Source organism: uncultured Campylobacter sp., assembly GCF_938018035.1.
In the GTDB taxonomy this organism is placed as follows: domain Bacteria; phylum Campylobacterota; class Campylobacteria; order Campylobacterales; family Campylobacteraceae; genus Campylobacter_B.
In genome coordinates this window covers 1-19,945 of sequence record NZ_CALIJF010000276.1, presented here as the reverse complement: position 1 = coordinate 19,945, position 19,945 = coordinate 1, and the positions used below count along the sequence as shown (strand labels likewise).

The window sequence follows — 19,945 nt, the reverse complement described above, 5'->3', positions numbered from 1 at the left end:
GTATGTCATCGCGATCTGACCGAGGTCTTTTTTCTGCACCGCCTTGCCGCCCGCGGTAAACTGCGCGATCGAGCCGCGGCGGCTAGCCTTGGAGCTCTGTCCGCCCGTGTTTGAGTAAACCTCCGTATCTAGCACCAGCACGTTCACGTCTTCGCCGGTAGCCAGCACGTGATCAAGCCCGCCGTAGCCGATGTCGTAGGCCCAGCCGTCGCCGCCGATGATCCACTGCGATTTTTTGTTTAGATACTGCTTCAGCTCTAAAATTTCACGAACTCCGGGCGCGTCCAAATTTTGCTCCAGTAGCGGCACCAGCCTATCTCTAATCTGAGCGGATTTTAGCGTATCGTTTCTGTTTTCGATCCAGTCGTGATAAAGCGCCTTTAGCGCGTTTGGCACGCTTGAGAGCGAGCCTAGCATCAGATCCTCGATCTTATGGCGCAGCGTCTCGCTTGCGATCTTCATTCCCAGCCCGAACTCGGCGTTGTCCTCAAAAAGCGAGTTCGCCCACGCGATGCCGCGGCCGTTCTCATCCTTGCGGTACGGCATCGAAGGCGCCGATCCGCCGTAGATCGAGCTACAGCCCGTGGCGTTGGCTACGATCATATGATCGCCGAAAAGTCGCGTGATCAGCGTGATGTACGGCGTTTCGCCGCAGCCTGGGCACGCGCCGTGAAATTCAAAATACGGGCGCGCAAATCCCACGCCCTTGACGCTTGATCTGTCCATCAAATCGTCTTTGTATCTTACGTGCTCGAATAAAAAGTCTGCGCTTTCTTGCTCGCCCTTCGCGAGTTCTTCTTCAAGCGGCACCATGACGAGCGATTTTTCCTTGCTCGGGCAGTTTTCGGCGCAAAGCGCGCAGCCCGTGCAATCTAGCGGACTTACTTGAATCTTATATTTTAGCCCCTTTAGCTCCTTGCCCTTGGCCTCTAGCAGGTGATCTTTTAAATTTAAAGGCGCGGCGGCCTCGTCCTTTTCGTCTAGCAAAAACGCTCTGATTACGGCGTGCGGGCAGACGAAGGCGCACTGGTTGCACTGGATGCAGTTTTGCTCGATCCATTTAGGCACCGTGACGCCCACACCGCGCTTTTCAAATCGCGTCGTGCCCGCGTCAAACCCGCCGTCCTCGTGCCCTAAAAACGCCGACACCGGCAAGCTATCGCCGCGCGCTGCGTTCATCGGCTTTACGATCTTTTCTATAAATTCGTCGCCCTTGTATTTGTCGTCCACGCCCGCTGCGTCGTCCTTTAAATTTGCCCACGCAGGATCGATCGCTACTTGCACTAAAGCGTCCGCTCCCCTATCGATAGCGTCGCAGTTCATAGCCACAACCGCTTCGCCCTTTTTGGCGTAGGTTTTCTTGGCGTATTCTTTCATATAGCTCTGCGCCTGCTCGAACGGAATGATGCCGCTAAGCTTGAAAAACGCCGATTGCATGATCGTATTGGTGCGGCCTCCGAGCCCTATCTCGCGTGCCAGCTTGGTGGCGTTTAGAATGTAAAATTTTACCCGTCTTTGGGCTAGAATTTTTTTGACCTTGTTTGGAAGCTTTGCCGCCGTCTGCTCGGCATCCCAGATGGAATTTAAAAGAAAGGTACCGCCTTCGCGGATGCCGCCGATGACGTCGTAGATATCCAGATACGCGGCGACCGAGCAGGCGACGAAATGCGGATTTGAGACGAGGTAGGTCGATCGGATCGGTCTTTTGCCGAAGCGCAGGTGCGAGCGCGTGTAGCCGCCCGATTTTTTGCTATCGTAGGCGAAATACGCCTGCGCGTAAAGATCGGTTTTATCGCCGATGATTTTGACGGAATTTTTATTCGCGCCCACGGTGCCGTCCGCGCCCAGACCGTAAAATAAGCACTCGGTCTCATCCTCGCTGCCGAGCGAAATTTTATCTCCCACGGGTAGAGATAGATGCGTCACGTCGTCGTCAATACCGATCGTAAAGCCGTTTTTAGGCTCGTCCGCCTTTAAATTTTCATACACGGCGATTAGCTGCGCGGGATCAACGTCCTTAGAGCTTAGGCCGTATCGACCGCCCACGATGAGCGGAGCGTCCTCGCGCCCGTAAAATGCGGCTTTTATATCCAGATACAGCGGCTCGCCGAGGCTGCCGGGCTCCTTCGTGCGGTCAAGCACGGCGATCTTTTTCACGCTTTTAGGCATCGCGGCGAAGAGATATTTGAGGCTGAAAGGCCTGTAGAGGTGGACTTTTAGCACGCCTACCTTCTCGCCCTTCGCGTTTAGATGATCGACCACCTCCTCAAGGGCTTGATTGACCGAGCCCATCGCGACGATCACGCGCTGCGGCTCACTTGCGCCGTAATAGACGAAAGGCGCGTACGACCGCCCCGTGATCTTTGAAATTTCGCTCATATACTCCGCGACGATGTCCGGAAGCGCGTCGTAAAATTTATTGGTTAGCTCGCGCGTCTGAAAATACACATCGTCGTTTTGCGCCGTGCCGCGAGTTTTAGGATGCTCGGAGTTTAGCGCATCGGCTCTAAATTTACGCACCGCCTCGCGATCGAGCAAGCGATCAAACTCGGCATAGTCCATCACCTCGATCTTTTGAATTTCATGGCTCGTGCGAAATCCGTCGAAAAAGTGCAAAAACGGCACGCGCCCCTTAATCGCCGCAAGATGCGCGATACCGCCCAGATCCATCACCTCCTGCACGCTGTCGCTTGCAAGCATCGCAAAGCCGCTTTGGCGACAGGCGTAGACGTCTTGATGATCGCCGAAGATGGAGAGCGCCTGCGCCGCAAGCGCGCGCGCCGCGACGTGAATGACGCCCGGAAGCATCTGACCTGCGATCTTGTACATATTTGGAATTTTTAGCAAAAGCCCCTGCGATGCGGTGTACGTCGTCGTAAGCGCTCCCGCTTGGAGTGAGCCGTGCACGGTGCCCGCCGCGCCGCCCTCGCTTTGCATCTCGACTACCTTAACGGGCATGCCGAAGAGGTTTTTCTTGCCCTGCGACGCCCAAATATCGGTGTAATCCGCCATAGGCGAGCTAGGCGTGATCGGATAGATGCCCGCGACCTCGGTGAAGGCGTATGAGACGTAAGCCGCCGCCTCGTTTCCGTCCATCGTTTTCATAACTTTTGCCATTTTTCGTCCTTTGGAATTATCAAATTTCGCTAATTTTACATATTTATTGCTTAAAAATTTAAATGCTTCGCAAACCGAATAAAATTCTAAAGCTTTATCACAGCGGCGAGCGATAAGCACGATATACGGGCGGTTTGAGACGAGCGCTTTCGCTGTCTTGAAAATAAATTTTGCGCACTTTAGGCGCAGATCGCAAGCGCTTTAGGCCGAAGTGTTTGCAGCGTAAGGACGGCGAGCGGATCGGCGCTTTGCGGCGTGAAGATTAACGCTTTGCGGCGCGAGCCTAAAGGCGGCAAAGCGGGTTTGAAATTTTATGACCCTAGCGGCGCAAGCCCGAACGGGCCGCGGGCGAGATAAAATTTAATGCTCACTCGCGAACGCGTACCTCGGCGCGATGAAATTTCAACGGCGGGCAGGCTCGGTAAAATTTCGATCTATCTTCAGAGATAAAATTTCAACGCTTGTTCGCAAAATAGGCGTGGCGGCGCAGCGCAAGGCTAATTCGCGCTCAAGGCTTAGCAAACGGCTCTATAATCGTCCGTGGGCGCGAAAAATCTCGATATGCATCCAAGCGCGATAGAATTTTTGCATACCAAAGGCGGTGAAATTTTGCCGCACGCTCAAGCAGCGTCTGTGCAGAAGCGGCGTCCGCGCAAGAGCGGCGGCACGAGCTAGAGACTTGAAATTTTATACCCTATGCCGGAGAAATTTTCGATCATATCGTTTTCGGTTTTTAGCCTGATCTTTTTTACCACCATTCGCAGCGCCTCGCTACTCATCGGCTTTTCGCCCCAGACGAAATTCTCGATCGTCTCGTAATTTACGATCTTATCTAGATTGCTGGCGAGCAAGAAAAAGAGCTTGGCCTCGATCTTCGTCAGACCGATCGGCGCGCCGTTTTTATACAGGCTCTTGTCTAAAAGGTTGTATTCATAAAGCCCTTTTAGACGAATTTTATTCTCAAACAAGCTCTTAGTCGCCATCAGGATCGTAGTTTGTAGCTCCTCGATCTTAAAGGGCTTTCGCAGGTAGTTGTATGCGCCAAGCTCGATTGAGGCGAGCATATTTTCGCTCGTATCGTAGGATGTGATGATGATGGATGCGACGTGCGGAGCGCGCTTTTTGATCTCATCGAGCATCTCAAGTCCGTTAAGGTTAGGTAAATTTATATCGGTCACGACGATGTCGAATTCGCCTTTAAAAAATTTCTCAAACCCCTCCATGCCGCCCTTTGCAGTTTGGATATTTTTGCAATAAATTTGAAGCGACTGCGCGATAGCAAGCCTCGTGTTCTCGTCGTCCTCTACGAGCAAGACGGAGATATTTCCGAGCTTTTTTAAAATATTTTCATTTATCATTTTCCACCTTTACGGCTATTTTTAGCATAAATATCGTCGGATTTTTGAAATTTACCACGCTCAGATCGCCGCCGCATTTTTTGTTTGCGATGAGCTTTGAGACGTAAAGCCCGAGCCCGCTGCTGCCCTTCGTGCTGCAAAAAGGGGTAAAAATTTTATCTCTTTGTACGGCTATGCCGTCTGCGTTGTCGATGACCCTGATGAGGAAGTGCGTGGCGTCGCGCTTAATATTTACGACGATCCTGCCTCGTTTTTGATTTTTTGCGTTTTGTAGCGCCTGCTTGGAATTTTGGATCAGGCAGGCGATGATCTGCTTAAACTCGTTGGCGTAGTTTTCGCAAAACGGGCTCACGCCTCTTGCCACGCTTACTTTTATATCGACCGTGCGCTTGCTGGGGAAGAGTACGCAGATCGTATCGCGGATCGCATCGCATATATTAAAATTCTGAACCCTGCTCTCTATCTTGTAAAAATTTTTAAACGTATCCATCGTCTTGCTCATATAATCGATATTAGCTAACGATCTATTGATGTTGTCGTAAAAAATTTCATCGCTCAGCTTGCCCGTCTTTTTAAACTGCACCAGATTGCCCAAAAAAATTCCGAGCGAGTTAAGCGGCTGTATCCACTGGTGCGAGAGCGCGGCGATCATCTGACCGAGCTCGGCCATCTTCGTCTGCTGAAACAGAAGTATCTCATACTCCCTCTTGGTCTGCTCAAGCAGCCTGCTTTGGCGGTCGAGCCTTTTGTTATAAAAATACGCAAGGATCAAAAACAAAAATATGCTTACCATGTAGATCGTTAAATTTACGATGAACTGCTCGTTAATCTTGTTGTAGATGTTCTTTTTGAGCGTCTTGGCTACTAAAACGAGCTTTGAGCCCTCAAGCGGCTTAAAGGTAAAGATCGCATCATCCGTCTCATAGCCTTGCGTTTTATTCAGATCCAAATTTTCTATGTTAAATTTTATCTTGGATAGCTCGACGCTTTCGATCGGGTGCAGCAGCACGTTTAGGCTCTCGTCGATCAAAAACAGATACCCGTTTTCGATCCGCAGGTCTAAAATTTCGGTTTTAATGTCGCTAAAAGATATTACGCCGCAGAGCACGCCTTTTAGAACCTCGTCCTGCTTGATACTGCTGCATATCGAGATGACGGGCACCTTAAGACCCACGTCCGAGTAGGGCTTGGTGATGTAAATTTTATCCTCTTTTACCGTATTGATATACCACGGACGAAGCACGGGAGAGTAGTTTTGCGGCCTGTTAAACAGCCTGCTTGAGACGGTTATGTTGTTTTCGTATCCTGCATAAACGCTTGAAAAATTTGCGATCTCTTGACTTTTGTCTAAGATATCGGTTATGATTTGCTCGTCTTTTGCGGAGTCGTATTTGGATATGAGCTCGTTTACGGCGCGCAGGCTAGATTTTTTATTTTCGAGCCATTTTTCTATACGCTCGCTCGAGCTTTTTAGGATGCTTAACTGCTCGCGCACCAAAATTTCTCTTACGAACGAGCGGTTAAGCACATAATTTCCCGCCATCAAGGCAAGAAAGATGAAAGAGAATATCGCAAAAATATTATTTTTATAAACATTCTCTTTCACAAAGCTTCTCCGTTTTTCTATTTTTTCGGCTCGTCCTTTTTGGGTTCATCGTCCCAGTTGCCCACCGGCGGATTTTTGATCTCGTAAAGGATTTTGCCTAAATTTTTATGCCCTACCGTTTTGTGGCAGCTAACGCAGCTTAGTTTATCCTTTTTGTCTTTAAAATCCGCGTAAATTTTATGCATATCGTTTATGTTCGCATTGGTGGAATTTACGTCTAAAATTCTTTCGTGACAGCTGATGCAGCCGCTATCATAGACGAATTTCGTTCGGTTTTGCCTATGCGCTTGCCAGTCCATCTTATCCGCATCGTTAAACATCATATGCGTAACCTCGTTAAAGCCGTTTAGCCCCTTTTGAAACACGTATGAGATATAGCTGTCGTGCGGTAGGTGGCAGTCCACGCATTTTACTTTTACTCCCTTGCGGTTCGCGCCGCCGTGCTTATCTCCGTGATACGCCTGCACCATAGGGTCCATCCACTCGTGGCAAAGAGTGCAAAATTTATCGTCGCCGGTCGAGTGGATAAGCGCATTGCCGCCAAAAAATATAACGAAAGCGAAAACGCAAAATAGACAAAATTTTATAAATATTTTTTTCATAACGCTTCCTTTCTTACGGCACCAATATTTTTTTCATCGAATCTTGCGAATGGCACATCACGCAGTAGTTCTGCGACGGCTTGTGCGAGCGGTGGCAGAGGTTGCAGTCCATTTTCGGATAGTGCGGGCTTGCGTGGACGTTGTCGTCATATCCCAGATGTCCGCTGCGCTCGGCTAGCGCGTCGTAGCTTTTGTGGCAGCTTAAGCACTCGTCCGCGCTTAGAGCTTTATAGTCCTTCGGATCGGCCTCTTTATGGCAGTTTTTGCAGTCAAAGCCGAGCTTGTCGTGATGAGATTTGATCGGATAGTTTTGTTTGTTAAATTTACCCGCGTCCGCAAGCGCGCCGTCTGCGCTAAAAGCCACGCAAAGAGCGAAACAGGCGATCGCTAAAATTTTAAAAATTTTTAGCATTTTCTCTCCTTTTTAGCTAAATTTGCGGCATTTGCGCCCGCTATCCTGCCGAATACCAAGCAATCAGGTATCGCGCAGCTTCCAAGCCGGCTCGCTCCGTGCGGTCCGCCCACCGCTTCGCCCGCGGCAAAAAGCCCCTCTATCGGTTTGCCGTTCGTGTCATAAACCCTCGCTTCAACGTCGATTTTAACGCCGCCCATCGTGTGATGCACCTTCGGCAGCGCCCGCCACGCGTAAAACGGCGGCTTAGTAAGATCCGGAACTATGCCTTTAAATTTAAAAAACGGCTTGTTAAATTCCTCATCCTTGCCCGCGTGCGCGTATCTCGTGTAATCATCGATCGTCTTTTGCAGCCCTTCATAAGGGATATTGTAGTGCGCGGCGAGCTCTTTGATCGTATCAAAAACCTTAATGACGTTTTTGTGAATGCCGCGATAAACGTTTGCCTTCGTCGTGCCCTGCGCGCCGACGCTATCGCAGATAACGACAGGGTGAGTGAGGCTACCGTCGGGGTTTTTATGGATCTTTAAGATCGCGTCGGAGCGGATTTTACGGTCGGCTAGCTCGTTTACGAATCTCTTGCCCGTGCGCGCATCAACCATCACGCCGTAGCTAAACGCAGGTATCGCAAACACCGGTGCTATGCCGAATCCCTTCTCGTCGGGGCTGCCCCAAGGCCCTAGCTGTATCCACTCTGAATCGCGCGTCGCAACGCCGTTTGCCATCATCATCTTTAGCGCGTATGCGGTCGCTCCGTAGTGGTTGGTGCAGTCAAGATCGGGCGTTAGCGTAGGATCGATGGTTTGTCTAAATTTTACGTCGTACGAAAAGCCACCCGTAGCCATGACGATGCCGCCGTTGATCTTATAAAATTTCACTGTGCCGCTTTTGTTGTCCGCCTCGTCTTTGAGCGGATCGAAGATGAAATCGTAATTCTCCCTCACCTTCGCGCCGATTATCTTGCCGCTCTCATCGCGGATCAGATCGTCTAAGATCACGCGCGTGCGGATGGTCGCGCCGTGGCTCATCGCGTACTCTTGTAGCGGGATGGTAATCTTGCCGCCGGAGTTTATCTCGGGCCAGATGGTGCGCGGTACCGAGTGTCCGCCGAACTGCCCCAAAGCGTCGCGGTAATAAACACCTTTTTTAAGCGTCCATTCATAAGCGTCGTTACCGTTTTTGGCAATCGTCTCGACTAAGTCTATTTGGTTTAAATTTAGCCCAGCTTTGAGGATATCCTTGATATACAGCTCGTATGAGTCCTCGATGCCGCGCGCCTTTTGAAAGCTGGAATTTACCACCGCGATCGCGCCGCCGTTAATGGCGGAGTTTCCGCCGAGTACGGGCATCTTATCGATCATCAGCGTTTTTGCGCCCTCATCGAGCGCCTGACACGTCGCAGCCGAGCCCGCAAAGCCCGAGCCTACGACGAGCACATCCCACTCTTCGTCCCATTTCACGTCGCTCGCGTCTATCTGCGCGTTCGCAAACGCAGGAGCGACGGCGGCCATGCACAGGCCGCCTAAAAATTTTCTTCTACTATTCATTTTTTGCCTTTAAATTTTAAAAACTATAAGTAAGTCCCGCACCGATCTGTCTTAAAGCAGGATAGCCGGGCTGAGCCTTAAACGTCTGATCATAAATAAGCATGGCTTTTAGACTTTGAGTGATCGGGTAGCTTAGCCACGCGCTAAATTCATTCTGCTTATATCGCGTATCGTCGCCGCCCTTAAGCCGGTAGCTAGTCGTGCCTAAAAGCCCAGTGAGCGAGAGCTTTTCTATACTCGTAGAGAGCATACCGTAGATCGTGCGCGCATCACGCTCATACATCACGTCGCCCTCCTCAAACGGCACGATATGATCGCCTGTTAAATTTAAACTTCCCCAGCCGATAGCCTTTCCTGATTTGGCATAACCCAGAGTAAGCTTGTGATCTTTAAATTTAGCGTATGCCGTAGCCTCAAACATCTTGCCATCATCTTTTATCTTCTTCTCGTCGCTTTGCGCATAGTGGATCATACCACCCGCGCTCCAGTCCTCATTTATCGCGCCGTCATACATCGCCTTGCCGCCTACGCCCGTAAAGACGTCGTTTGCATGCAAGACGTAAGCCTTAGTGCTAAAGCCGCTATCAAATTTATACGTAGCTCCTACATTAAAAACGCCGCCGTGATCTTTATTTCTAGAGGTAAAGCCCCACATCTCTTTAAATGATGCCCTGCCTTGCGCACGCGTCCAAAGTGCATCGAGCGTTAGATTTGAAATGGAGTTGTTCGTGATGCGCACTCCGTCGTTGTATCTGCCGATCCAATCGGTTACCATCTCTTGACGACCGATCTTAATAGAGGTGTCATATGCGTTATACTCAAGATAGAGCGTCGAAAGTAGAGTACGATCATGCTCGTAAATTCTTTCAGTAGAATCGCCCGTGCCGTGCAGCGTGCGGAAATTTTTGTGCCTCTCGTATAGCGGCGCGGCGCCTCTAAAGCCGGTTACGAGCCTAAAGTTTTTATAAAAATCAGTTTCGTAACCAAGACCCAGCGAGCCTACGATATACGACGTATTGGCATAATAAGTCGATTTTTGACCTTTGTTTATATGACGACTTTCGGACCAAGCCGTGATATCGCCGCTAAATTTTCCGTTTTTAAACGCCTCTGCTAGGTTATCGCTACCAGCGGAACCGCTATTTATTGCGCTATTGCTTGCAGCGTCATTAGCTAATATTGCGGAGGTAAGGGCAGTGATTAGGATTAAAGCTTTTTTCATCGTAGCCCCTTTACTTATACTCTTTTAAAAATTTCGCAGAATTTCTAAAATCATCCGTCAAAGGTCGGTCGGTATCCATAAATTTCACGACTTTTCTATACTCGTCGTAGAGCTTTTTGGTCTGCGCGGATAGCTTTAGGTTCGGATTTTGCTGCATTCTTAGATCGATCGCTTGCGCGGCGTGGATGAGCTCCATGCCCAAGATCGAGTAGAAATTTTCGATCTGCTTGGAAAATTTCTGCATCACAAAAGGCGCATTGGTCGCGACGTCTTCGATGTTGCCCGCTACAGGGACATAATCAAGCGATGCGGGATTTGCCAAAAACTCGTTCTCGCTCGCAAGCGCTACGAAAGGCTTTTGCATCGCGCCGAATGCATGCACGGTCTTGTCGGTGCCCAAAAAGCGGCTTAGATGCGTAAAGTTATCATCCGATAGCTTGATCGTGCGAAGCGACGAGGCCTTTGAGTTGTGCGCGAGCACGATGGATGCTTTTTCAAATTCTATCACCCACAAAAGCGGCTCGAAATTTGACGTAGGCACGACCGCGCCGCCTTTGGTAAAGAGCTTGCTTTCTTGAAATTTCGCACCCGCAGGCTGCTCGCCGATGAAAATTCCGGGATTGTCGTCGGAGGAGTTGAGCTGGATTTTCATCAAGCTTTCAAGGCTCTGTATGGATGAGCTCATCGCGGCGAAGAAATACGATGCGTCGCGGTAGCTGAGCGGATCTTGCAGCGCTCTCGTATCGTCCTTATCCCATAGATAGCTGTCTTTTAAAATTTCTCTTATCTGCTTTGCGGCGGCCTCAAACTGCGGAAACGGCCTTAAGCTCGCAGCCTCGCTCGAAAACGGAGCGACATTGCCGTTTAGCGCCTCAAGGCTAAGGGCGAAGACGAGCTTAGACATCTTATCTGCCTGCTTCAGATCCTCCAGCGCAAGGCTCGCAAGCGCTGCAGAATAGGCGTTTGAGCTTAAAATCGAAAGGCTATCCTTGCCAAACGGCGAGAGCGGCTTGAGCCCTGCTTTTTTCAGCGCTTCCGCGGCAGCCATCTTTTCGCCTTTGTAATACACCTCGCCCTCTCCGAGCATCGCAAGCCCTACGTGACCTAAAATCGTGATGTCCGCTTCGCCCATAGAGCCCACGCTAGGCATTACGGGGATGATGTCTTGATTTAAAAATTCTTTGTATAAGCTTATCACCTCCTCTTGCACGCCCGCGCCCGCGAATAGCATGTTGTTTAGCCTCGTCGCAAGTACCGCACGAGCCGTTTTTAGCGGCATATCTTCGCCGACGCCGCCGCAGTGCGCGTGGATGAGTCCGATGTTAAATTTTGTAGAAGCCTCAATCACCTCCGCGTCCAAATTCCCCTTCGCATCGACGAAGCTTCGGTCTTTATTAAGCCCCACGCCCACGGTAAGCCCGTAGATTTTCTGTCCATCTTTAGCGGCGCTTAGTAAAATTTCATGCGCCTTTTTGACTTTTTGCATCGCGGCATCATCAATCTTGACTTTAGCGCCGTTTGCGATACGCGCTATCTCTTGCGGCGTCACGTCCTTGCCGTCAAGCGTAATATCCGAAGCGCTCAAGCTTAGCGCCAACATCGCTGCAATCGATAAAATCGTAAAATTTTTCATCAATTCCTCCTCGATAGAATTTACGTAATTTTAAAAAAATATAATTTCTAAAAAGTAATTTATTTGTTTAAAGTTTCTAGCGCGAAAACGGCTCGCGTATGAAATGGGTTAAATTTAGCTATAATCCTCCCCTTAGATTTAGCACGAAACGCGACACATATATACGGCGCGGAATTTTAAAATTTTAAAATTCCAAGCAGAACTCGAAAAGCTAAAAACCGCTAAATGCGCTAAATTTAAAGTCTAATTTTAAAAGCCAGAAAGAGAAAACCGATGAACGTCCATAAAATCGCTTACACAAGAGTTATCGCGCTGGCGTTTGCCGCCTTTATTTTTAACACGACGGAATTTATCCCCGTGGCTCTGCTAAGCGACATCGCGGCGGATTTTAGCATGGACGTTACGAGCACAGGGCTAATCATCACGATCTACGCGTGGGCGGTGAGCATCCTCTCGCTGCCGCTAATGCTGCTAACCTCAAAGCTCGAGCGCAAGAGGCTGCTTTTGCGACTTTTCGTACTATTTACGCTAAGCCACGTCCTGGCCGCCATTGCGTGGAATTTTACCGTTTTGGTAATCGCGCGCCTTGGCATCGCGATTTCGCATGCGATCTTTTGGTCGATCACCTCATCGCTCGTCGTGCGCGTAGCGCCGATAAATAAAGGCTCTCAGGCTATCGGCATGCTTGCTTTGGGCACCTCGCTTGCGATGGTTTTAGGGCTTCCTTTGGGACGCGTGGTCGGCGAGCTTTTCGGCTGGAGGATTACGTTTTTTGCGATCGGCGCGCTTGCGGCTGCGGAGGCGCTGTTTCTTTGGAAAATTTTACCGTTTTTGCCAAGCCGCCGCGCGGGCTCTCTTGCGAGTCTGCCGATGCTTGTAAGGCGCCCGATGCTGCTTGCTTTGTATCTGCTGACGTTTTTGATCGTAGGCGCGCATTTTACGACCTACAGCTACGTCGAGCCATTCGTGGCGAAATTTAACCCCGCAGGCGACCACTTCGTAACTTACGTCCTGCTTGCGTTCGGCGCTTCGGGCATTCTTGCTAGCGTGCTTTTTTCGAAGCTCTACCGTTCATTTGCGAACGCATTTTTGATCTGCGCGATTTTCTTTATCCTAGCCTCGGCGCTAACGCTAAAAGTTTTTGTCGCAAATGACGTAGCGCTGCTGCTCGCGGCTTTCGTCTGGGGAGTGGGAATTTTTGGCTTTGGGCTTTGTTTGCAGATTAGGGTTTTGGCGCTGGCTCCCGACGCTACCGACGTCGCGATATCGATCTACTCGGCGATCTATAACGTAGGTATCGGCGGCGGAGCGCTTTTGGGACATCAAGTTGCAACGAGATTCGGGCTTGAGCACATAGGCGAGGCAGGCGCGATACTGGGCGCGCTAGGGCTTGCAAGCTACCTCTACGCAAGTGTGAAATTTGCGGAGAAAAAATAGCGCGCGAAAAATTAAAGGTAGCCTGAAATGACACAAGAAATTTTACGAGCTATCCATTCCACTTAAAACCTCGCTAATCACGGCAAAAGATTGGGGCGAGCTGAAGTAAAATTTCATAATATCTTAATTAAAATTTGATAAAATAAACAAAATTTGTAATTAGGAGCAGAAAGTATGGAAAATAATAAAGAGTATGACATTGTAGAAAAAGATGAAGAGCTAGAGGCCGAAAATAAATCCGGTAAAATAATATATGATTTAAGTAATTATGGTATAGACTTTCCGGTAAGTGCGTATATGGAACGCTACCATGATGATGAAACAATATACTTACCGGAATTTCAGAGAAATTATGTATGGAATAAGAAACAGGCATCTAAATTTGTAGAATCACTGCTATTGGGACTTCCGGTGCCAGGTATTTTTTTGTATAAAGAAGATAACAATAAAATGTTAATAATAGATGGATTTCAAAGGTTAGAAAGTCTATCTAGATTTATAAAAGATAAAGAATTTAATGAGAACAAAGTATTTAAGCTAGATGTAGAAAGCAGATTTGATGATAAATCTTATGATGATCTTGATGATGATGCTAAGTTAAAACTTAGAAATGCGGTTATTCATGCAACTATTATTAAAGCCGAGAACCCACAACATGTTAACTATCCAGCAGTCTATGAAATATTTGAAAGATTAAATACCGGAGGATCAAAGTTAAGTCCACAAGAAGTTAGAAACTGTGTTTCTCATGGTAAATTAAGAGAAGCACTTCTTGAATTATCAGAGACACAGGACGTAAAAAATTTATTAAAAATAGGTAATAAAAGAAAAAAGGATGAGGAGATTATTTTAAGGCTTATTGCGTTGACACAAAATAACCAAGAATATCAAGGAAATATGAAGCAATTTCTGAATACTTTTATGTTTTCAAATAGAAATTTAGACGATAATGAAACAAAAGATATAGTAAATAATTTTATTGAAATAGTGAAATTTATAAATAATTTAAATATAGATGAAGTCTTTAGACCAAAAGAGCAATTGAGTATAGCAACGCTTGATGCGGTATGGGTAGGTATTTATAAAAATTATAATTTTTTAATAAATATGCCAAACGATACAATTAGGAAAAAGGTTAAAGAACTCTCAGATAATAGTGATTTTAAAAAAAGCATTAAAACCGGTACAACACACAATAAAGAAAGTGTTCGTACTAGAATAAATTTGGCAATAGAATTTTTATCAAAATAGAAAATGAATATTCAAGATTTAAATAGGTTAGATGAAGAGATAGGTGATTTATTTGTCAAAATACAAATGCTAACCAACGATTCAAAATCGGATACTGAAATCATAAAATATCTAACAAATCATACTGTATTGCTTATATCTGCGTATATAGATAAATATTTCTTATTTATTATTGAAGATTGTATAGGTAGAAGAACAATACCAGAGGAATTAAAAAATTTTATATTAAGTAAAATTAAGGGCAGACAAGGGTTAACGAATTTAGATTCGAAAAAGATAAAAAGTATATTAAGTGATTTTAACGAAGGCTGGTCAACATCATTGTCGACATATATTAATAACAATAATAACCAATCTACTGCACTTGGAAATATTGTGGATACTAGAAATAAGATAGCCCATGGCGATAGCGTAGACATTCGGATAAACGAGTATATAGGGCACTATGAGGATGCAAAACAATTACTAGAATATACAAAAACACTTTTTGATAGTATAAGACAAATTTAAACTTACATAGCACAAATACGAAGAAATTTTCTAGACGCTCAGCAAATTTTGCATAGCTTGAAGTATTTGGCCGATCTGGTCTGACATCAGACGGTGCCGCACTGCCACATCATTGCTGCTTCACTGACTGTCCGTATATCCGCCCAAAGCTCTTAAAATTTACCCCTCGCTACAGCGATAAATTTTAAAATTTAGCGACAGAGTGCAAAAATTTAAAGCGCGAGCCGCCAAAATTTAACTACTTTATAAACCCGACCTGCGGTAAGATTTCAGCTAGCGCCGCGTCCTTTTTCTCGTTAAATTTGACCTTATTCTGCTCAAAAAGATTATTTCCGTGCGCGTCTATGGAGACGATAAGCGGGCCAAACTCCTTCACGCGGCACTTCCACAGCGTCTCGGGCATCCCAAGCTCCGTCCAGTCCGCACTCTCGATCTCCTCGACCTGCGTCGCGGCTACCACCGCGCAGCCCGCGGGAAATACGCAGTGTATCGCGCCAAACTCCTTGCAGCCGCTCATCGTGCCCTCGCCCATGCCTCCTTTGCCCACTATCAGGCGCACGCCCGTTTTGGCGATAAATTCGCGCTCAAATTTCTCCATTCGCATGCTCGTAGTCGGCCCCACGGAGACCATCTCAAAGCTTTTTTCGCCCGTTTTTCTGATGATCGGTCCCGCGTGCAGGATCGCGCCGCCCCTGATATCAAGCGGTAGCTCGCGACCCTCCTGCACGACGCGTCTGTGCGGCACGTCGCGGCAGGTGACGATGTGCCCGGTTAGGTAGATCACATCGCCGATCTTGATATCCGCCAGATCCTCGACCTTGATCGGCGTGGTTAAAATTTTCTTACTCATAGCGCGAACTCCTTGTGCGATTTTACGTCGAAATTTAGCTGCTCGTCCCAGACGATATGGCCTTTGCGGTGCGACCAGCAGCCCACGTTTACGGCGACGGCGATGACGCTTGGATGGCGGGCGCAGTTTTCGATATGTACGCCCATGACCGAGCTTGCGCCGCTCATACCCTGCGGGCCCAGGCCGATTTTATTTATGCCCTCTTCGAGCAGCTTTTCGGTTAGCGCGGCTCGGTCGTTTGGATTGCGCGAGCCAAGAGGTCTCATCAGCGCTTTTTTAGATAGCAAGGATGCCACGTCGATCGAGGTGCCCACGCCAACGCCCACTAGCAGCGGCGGACAGGCGTTTATGCCGTAGCTGGTCATGATGTCCATGACGAATTTCACGACCCCCTCGTAGCCCATGCCCGGCATCAGCACGGTCGCCTTGCCGGGCAGGCTACAGCCGCCGCCTGCCATGTAGGTGTGGATCTCGCATTCGCCACTATCCGGTACGATCTCCCAAAATACGCTCGGCGTGCCCTTACCGACGTTTTTACCGGTGTTGTACTCGTCAAATGTCTCGACGCTGTTGTGACGTAGCGGAGCCTCGCACGTCGCTCGCAGCACGGTCTCTCGCAGCAGCTCCTCAAGCTCGCCGATGAGCGGGAAGTTCGCTCCGCAGCGCACGAAAAACTGGATCACGCCCGTATCCTGGCAGGACGGACGGTCTAGTTTCTTTGCAAGGCGCTGGTTTTCAAACATCGTTTTGTAGATCTCTTTTGCCAGCGGCTGTGTCTCGCGCTCGCTAAGCTCCCGCAGCTTCGCCGTCACATCATCAGGCAGCACTTTGCCCGTGTAGCCGACGAATTTCGCCATGACCTCGGTCATTTTTTCTACTGCTTTTTGTTTATCCATCGCTTCTCCTTTGTCGGTTTTTACTTTCAAATTTTCATACGCGCCCGCTAGGACGCAGCCCGCAGCGTAGCAGAGCAGGTCGGCAAAATCAAACGTCCCGCCGATCATTACTTTTAAAATTTTATTTTCTATGCCCAAAATTTGCACGGCTCCAAAATACTGCGCGAGCTCCAAGGCCGCCGCGAACGCGAAAATTTTAAACGGCAAATTTGAAGGCGGCGCGCTAAAAATAGCCCGCGCCAAAGCGTAAAGCAAGATGACGGCCAAAACGTCGCCCGCGTAGTGGCGCACGAAACCGCCTTTTACGCAGATCGCGATGTAAATTTCAACCGCCAAAATCAAAGCCGCCGCGGCTAAAAACGCTAGCCTCGTCCTCGTGCTTTGCCTTGTTTGCGGCTTTTGCGCGAGCTTTTTCGCGCCCTTTGGTCCAGCCTTTTGCCCGTTTAAATTTTCCTCTCGCAACGCTTTCCTTTTAAATTTAGCCGTTAAATTTACTTCGCGCGGCGGCGTAAATTTAAAGATGATTTATCAGGCTCGCGTTATACGCGGCGCCGAAACCGTTGTCGATATTTACGACGCTCACGCCGTTTGCGCAGCTGTTTAGCATCGCTAGTAGCGCCGCCAGCCCGCCAAAGCTCGCTCCGTATCCCACGCTGGTGGGCACCGCGATCACCGGTACGCTAACAAGGCCTGCGAGCACGCTAGCTAGCGCGCCCTCCATGCCCGCTACTGCGATCACGACCTTCGCGCCACGTATTTGCTCTAAATTTGCGATCAGTCTATGAAGCCCGGCCACGCCCGCATCGCTAAATTTGCGCACGTCGTTGCCTAGAAATCTCGCCGTCTCGTACGCCTCCTCCACTACTGCGCCGTCGGCGGTGCCGGCCGAGACTATCGCAATGTAGCTTTGCGTGAGCGCGGGCTTGCTAAATTTGACGCTGATGACGCGGCCGCGAGCGTTAAACTCCGCCTGCGGCAGCGCCTCGCGCACCCGTTTAAAAACCCGCTCGTTCGTGCGCGTTATCAGGATATTTTGCCGCCTTGCGCCGATCGCCTCTGCGATACGCAAAATTTCATCGTCCGTCTTGCCCTCGCCGTAGATCACCTCGCCCGCACCGTTTCGCAGGGCGCGCTGAGTGTCGATCTTGGCGCAGCCCACGTCCTCGTAGGGGTAGTTTTTTAGGTATTTTAGCGCCTCTTGCTCGCTCACGCGGCCGCTTTTTACCCCCGCGAAAAGTTCTAAAATTTCATCCTCTCTCATGCAAAACATCCTCTCTAAGCCCCTTTAAACCTGGGGCCGCGCTAAATTTAGCGGAGCGGATAAGCTCCATTTCGCGCCCGCTCACGCTCCATCCTTTAAAATTTCGCCGTGCAGGCCCTTTAAATCGAGCAAAATTTCATAATCCCCAAGCGCCACGATTTGGCGTACGATCGCAGCAAAGCAGGCATCCGCGCAAAATCGCGCCGTCTCGCTCGCCCCCATTTGCAGCTTAAAGGCTTTGCCGTCAAAGCGCGCGCGAACGTTTAAAAATCCATGCGAGATTAGTAGGTTTTCGACTCGCTCCACGAGCAAAATTTCCTCCGCGGAAAACTCCCTGTCGTACGGCAAACGCGTCAGAAGGCACGCGTAGCTGGGCTTTTCGGCGGTGGGTAAGCCCAGCTCGCGCGATAGCTCGCGGATCTCGGATTTGGTTAAATTTATCAGCGGCGAGAGCACGCCTAGCTCCTCTTTTGCCTTAAGCCCGGGGCGATATTCGCCCAGATCATCGCGGTTCGTGCCATCTGCGACGCGGCTAAAGCCAAGCTCACGGGCGCGCTCGATCAGGCGCGAAAACACCGCCTTTTTGCACAGATAGCAGCGGTTTTCGGGATTATCTTTGATCTCCTCCGCGACGCCGAGCTCTAAAATTTCGTGCCTGATGCCGTAGATGCGGGCAAATTCCACGGCTTCGGCGATCTCGCGCGAGGACATGTAGGGCGATCTGATCGTTATGCCGATCGCGCGCTCACCCAGCGCGTCGTGCGCCGCGCGCAGCAGTAGCGAACTGTCCGCGCCGCCGCTAAATGCGACCGCTAGCTCGCCCAGTCCGCGCAGATCAGCCTTTAGTTTTTCTAGTTTCGTCATAGATTTTCAGCGCCTCTTTTCGCACCCGCTCGATCGTCGTGCCGTGCGCGAGCGCCGCGGCCTTGCAGTCCTCAAATTCCGGCTTTGCCTTTTGCGTTTGGCTGCTGCCAGAAATCTTAAGCCCTATCTCGCCGAATTTCGTCTGCACCCGCGCAAACTCGCGCTTTAGCTCGGTTTTAGTAACCTCTACCTCGCGGACGCCGATCGCCGTCGTATGCGTAAATATCAGATCCTTTAAATTTTGCGCGTCCTGCTTGCGGCACAGCGCGTTTAGCTCAAAGCCCATGCGCCCCTTTTTCATAAAAATAGAGTGGCTAAACACGTCTAGCGCGCCGTTTTCGCGTAAAATTTCGCACGCAAAGGCGAAGCTCTCGGCGTCCATATCGTCGATGTTCGTAGAGATTAAAATTTGCTTGCAAACCTCGCCGTAGCCAGGGCGCGCATCTAAATTTCGCTCGTCTAAATCCTCGTCCGCCTCGCAGATCATCGCGCGAAGCACGTTTGCAAAGCCCGCGGCGTCTTTGCCGCCAGCGCCGTAGCCGATTTTTTCTATTTTAAAGCTCGCGCCGTCCGTAAATTCGTCCGCGCAGGCCTTTAAAATCGCCGCGCCCGTGGGCGTAGTCATCTCGAAATTTGCGCGCCCGAGGCTTACGGGCACTCCTTTTAAAATTTCGCAAACGGCGGGCGCCGGCACGCTAAGTGCGCCGTGATCGCAGATCGCTACGCCGCCGCCAAGCTCGATTTTGGAGCTTAGCACGCGCGAGACGCCTAAATTTTCAAAAAGATACTCAAAGCAGATCGCCGCGCCCGCGACGTCGGCGATGCTATCGATCGCGCCGAGCTCATGAAAATGTACCCGCTCTATGTCAATGTCGTGGACTTTGGCCTCCGCCTGCGCGATCGTGCGAAATATCGCGCCCGCTCTTTGTTTACAGCGCTCGCTTAAATTTGAACTTTCTAAAATTTGCTTGATATCCGCGTAGCTTCGGGCGTGAGGCTGCGATTTTAGCGGCACGACGTCGATTTTGGTCGCAGCGATGCCTTTTTTTAGCACGCTTTTGCGCTCCAGACGAAATTCGCCGCGTAAATTTAGTTTATCTAGCTCGGCGCAAAGATAGCCAAAATCCACTCCGAGCCCCACCAGCGCGCCTAAATTCATATCGCCGCTGATGCCCGCACTTGCGTCGTAGTAAAGAAATTTCGCCAAGCTTACGCCTTAGGCACCGTCATCGAGCCAAACGGCAGGATGATGATTTTAGCGTCCGCGCCCTTTTGCGCGAGCGCGTCGTCCACGGCTTTTTGGATGTCGTGGTATGGCTTTAGGTGTACGGCTCGCATCTCATCGTCGCTTAGATCACTCACCGCCCAGGTCTGCGCCC

At 49.5% G+C, this 19,945-nt stretch carries 17 protein-coding genes and 2 pseudogenes; 4 read left to right on the top strand and 15 right to left on the bottom strand.

What is annotated here, in order from left to right; translation table 11 throughout:
• Nucleotides 1–3,117 (bottom strand): pyruvate:ferredoxin (flavodoxin) oxidoreductase (nifJ, locus tag Q0257_RS08275; protein WP_298023902.1); only part of this gene is annotated, 3,117 nt, incomplete at its 3' end.
• A 540-nt stretch (nucleotides 3,118–3,657) separates the two neighbouring features.
• Here nifJ and Q0257_RS08270 point away from each other — a divergent pair.
• Complete coding sequence (locus tag Q0257_RS08270) at nucleotides 3,658–3,792, top strand: hypothetical protein (RefSeq protein ID WP_298023899.1); 135 nt, start codon at nucleotides 3,658–3,660, stop codon at nucleotides 3,790–3,792.
• On the opposite strand, the gene Q0257_RS08265 is transcribed toward Q0257_RS08270, so the two are convergent.
• Genes Q0257_RS08265 through Q0257_RS08235 form a run of 7 tightly spaced genes read right to left on the bottom strand, consistent with a single transcriptional unit; the run spans nucleotide 3,789 to nucleotide 11,497 of the window.
• Entirely contained in the window at nucleotides 3,789–4,475 is a 687-nt protein-coding gene (locus tag Q0257_RS08265; RefSeq protein ID WP_298023896.1) for a response regulator transcription factor, read from the bottom strand. The two genes, Q0257_RS08270 and Q0257_RS08265, sit on opposite strands and share 4 nt — an antisense overlap.
• Nucleotides 4,465–6,081 (bottom strand): sensor histidine kinase, encoded by a 1,617-nt coding sequence (locus Q0257_RS08260; protein ID WP_298023894.1) that lies wholly within the window; start codon nucleotides 6,079–6,081, stop codon nucleotides 4,465–4,467. The genes Q0257_RS08265 and Q0257_RS08260 overlap by 11 nt, the downstream gene beginning before the upstream one ends.
• A 17-nt stretch (nucleotides 6,082–6,098) precedes the next feature.
• Nucleotides 6,099–6,683, bottom strand: a complete 585-nt coding sequence (locus tag Q0257_RS08255; RefSeq protein WP_276710955.1) for a NapC/NirT family cytochrome c — start codon at nucleotides 6,681–6,683, stop codon at nucleotides 6,099–6,101.
• Between the two features lie 13 nt (nucleotides 6,684–6,696).
• Nucleotides 6,697–7,095, bottom strand: coding sequence for a cytochrome c3 family protein (locus tag Q0257_RS08250; RefSeq protein WP_298023887.1), 399 nt, complete (start codon nucleotides 7,093–7,095; stop codon nucleotides 6,697–6,699).
• Nucleotides 7,089–8,642 carry a flavocytochrome c gene (locus Q0257_RS08245; RefSeq protein WP_298023884.1) on the bottom strand — a complete coding sequence of 518 codons (1,554 nt, stop codon included), beginning with the start codon at nucleotides 8,640–8,642 and terminating at the stop codon, nucleotides 7,089–7,091. Before Q0257_RS08245 ends, Q0257_RS08250 begins: the two co-directional genes overlap by 7 nt.
• A gap of 16 nt (nucleotides 8,643–8,658) precedes the next feature.
• Complete coding sequence (locus Q0257_RS08240; protein ID WP_298023881.1) at nucleotides 8,659–9,864, bottom strand: Opr family porin; 1,206 nt, start codon at nucleotides 9,862–9,864, stop codon at nucleotides 8,659–8,661.
• A gap of 10 nt (nucleotides 9,865–9,874) precedes the next feature.
• Complete coding sequence (locus Q0257_RS08235; protein ID WP_298023878.1) at nucleotides 9,875–11,497, bottom strand: aromatic amino acid ammonia-lyase; 1,623 nt, start codon at nucleotides 11,495–11,497, stop codon at nucleotides 9,875–9,877.
• Between the two features lie 273 nt (nucleotides 11,498–11,770).
• On the opposite strand from Q0257_RS08235, the gene Q0257_RS08230 reads away from it, so the two are divergent.
• From Q0257_RS08230 to Q0257_RS08220, 3 genes are all read left to right on the top strand, one after another.
• Nucleotides 11,771–12,934, top strand: a complete 1,164-nt coding sequence (locus Q0257_RS08230) for a sugar transporter (RefSeq protein ID WP_298023875.1) — start codon at nucleotides 11,771–11,773, stop codon at nucleotides 12,932–12,934.
• A 174-nt stretch (nucleotides 12,935–13,108) separates the two neighbouring features.
• Complete coding sequence (locus Q0257_RS08225) at nucleotides 13,109–14,185, top strand: DUF262 domain-containing protein (protein ID WP_298023872.1); 1,077 nt, start codon at nucleotides 13,109–13,111, stop codon at nucleotides 14,183–14,185.
• Between the two features lie 3 nt (nucleotides 14,186–14,188).
• Nucleotides 14,189–14,695: an MAE_28990/MAE_18760 family HEPN-like nuclease gene (locus Q0257_RS08220; RefSeq protein WP_298023869.1), complete on the top strand. Its 507-nt coding sequence runs from the start codon at nucleotides 14,189–14,191 to the stop codon at nucleotides 14,693–14,695.
• A gap of 238 nt (nucleotides 14,696–14,933) precedes the next feature.
• Here the strand turns inward: Q0257_RS08220 and ttdB are convergent, their stop codons facing one another.
• The 7 genes and pseudogenes from ttdB to Q0257_RS13090 form a co-directional block, all read right to left on the bottom strand.
• Entirely contained in the window at nucleotides 14,934–15,545 is a 612-nt protein-coding gene (ttdB, locus tag Q0257_RS08215) for a L(+)-tartrate dehydratase subunit beta (protein WP_298023865.1), read from the bottom strand.
• A complete protein-coding gene (gene ttdA, locus Q0257_RS08210) occupies nucleotides 15,542–16,441 on the bottom strand; it encodes a L(+)-tartrate dehydratase subunit alpha (protein WP_366517511.1) in 900 nt (299 codons plus the stop codon). The genes ttdB and ttdA overlap by 4 nt, the downstream gene beginning before the upstream one ends.
• 114 nt (nucleotides 16,442–16,555) lie before the next feature.
• Nucleotides 16,556–16,732 (bottom strand): annotated as a pseudogene (locus Q0257_RS13095) (DUF2809 domain-containing protein); the annotation flags it as partial.
• 223 nt (nucleotides 16,733–16,955) lie between these two features.
• Entirely contained in the window at nucleotides 16,956–17,702 is a 747-nt protein-coding gene (gene larB / locus Q0257_RS08205) for a nickel pincer cofactor biosynthesis protein LarB (RefSeq protein ID WP_298023905.1), read from the bottom strand.
• Nucleotides 17,703–17,783: 81 nt separating this feature from the next.
• Nucleotides 17,784–18,566 (bottom strand): ATP-dependent sacrificial sulfur transferase LarE, encoded by a 783-nt coding sequence (gene larE / locus Q0257_RS08200; RefSeq protein WP_298023858.1) that lies wholly within the window; start codon nucleotides 18,564–18,566, stop codon nucleotides 17,784–17,786.
• Entirely contained in the window at nucleotides 18,538–19,773 is a 1,236-nt protein-coding gene (gene larC / locus Q0257_RS08195; protein ID WP_298023855.1) for a nickel pincer cofactor biosynthesis protein LarC, read from the bottom strand. Before larC ends, larE begins: the two co-directional genes overlap by 29 nt.
• Before the next feature lie 2 nt (nucleotides 19,774–19,775).
• Nucleotides 19,776–19,945, bottom strand: a pseudogene (locus tag Q0257_RS13090) (general glycosylation pathway protein); the annotation flags it as partial.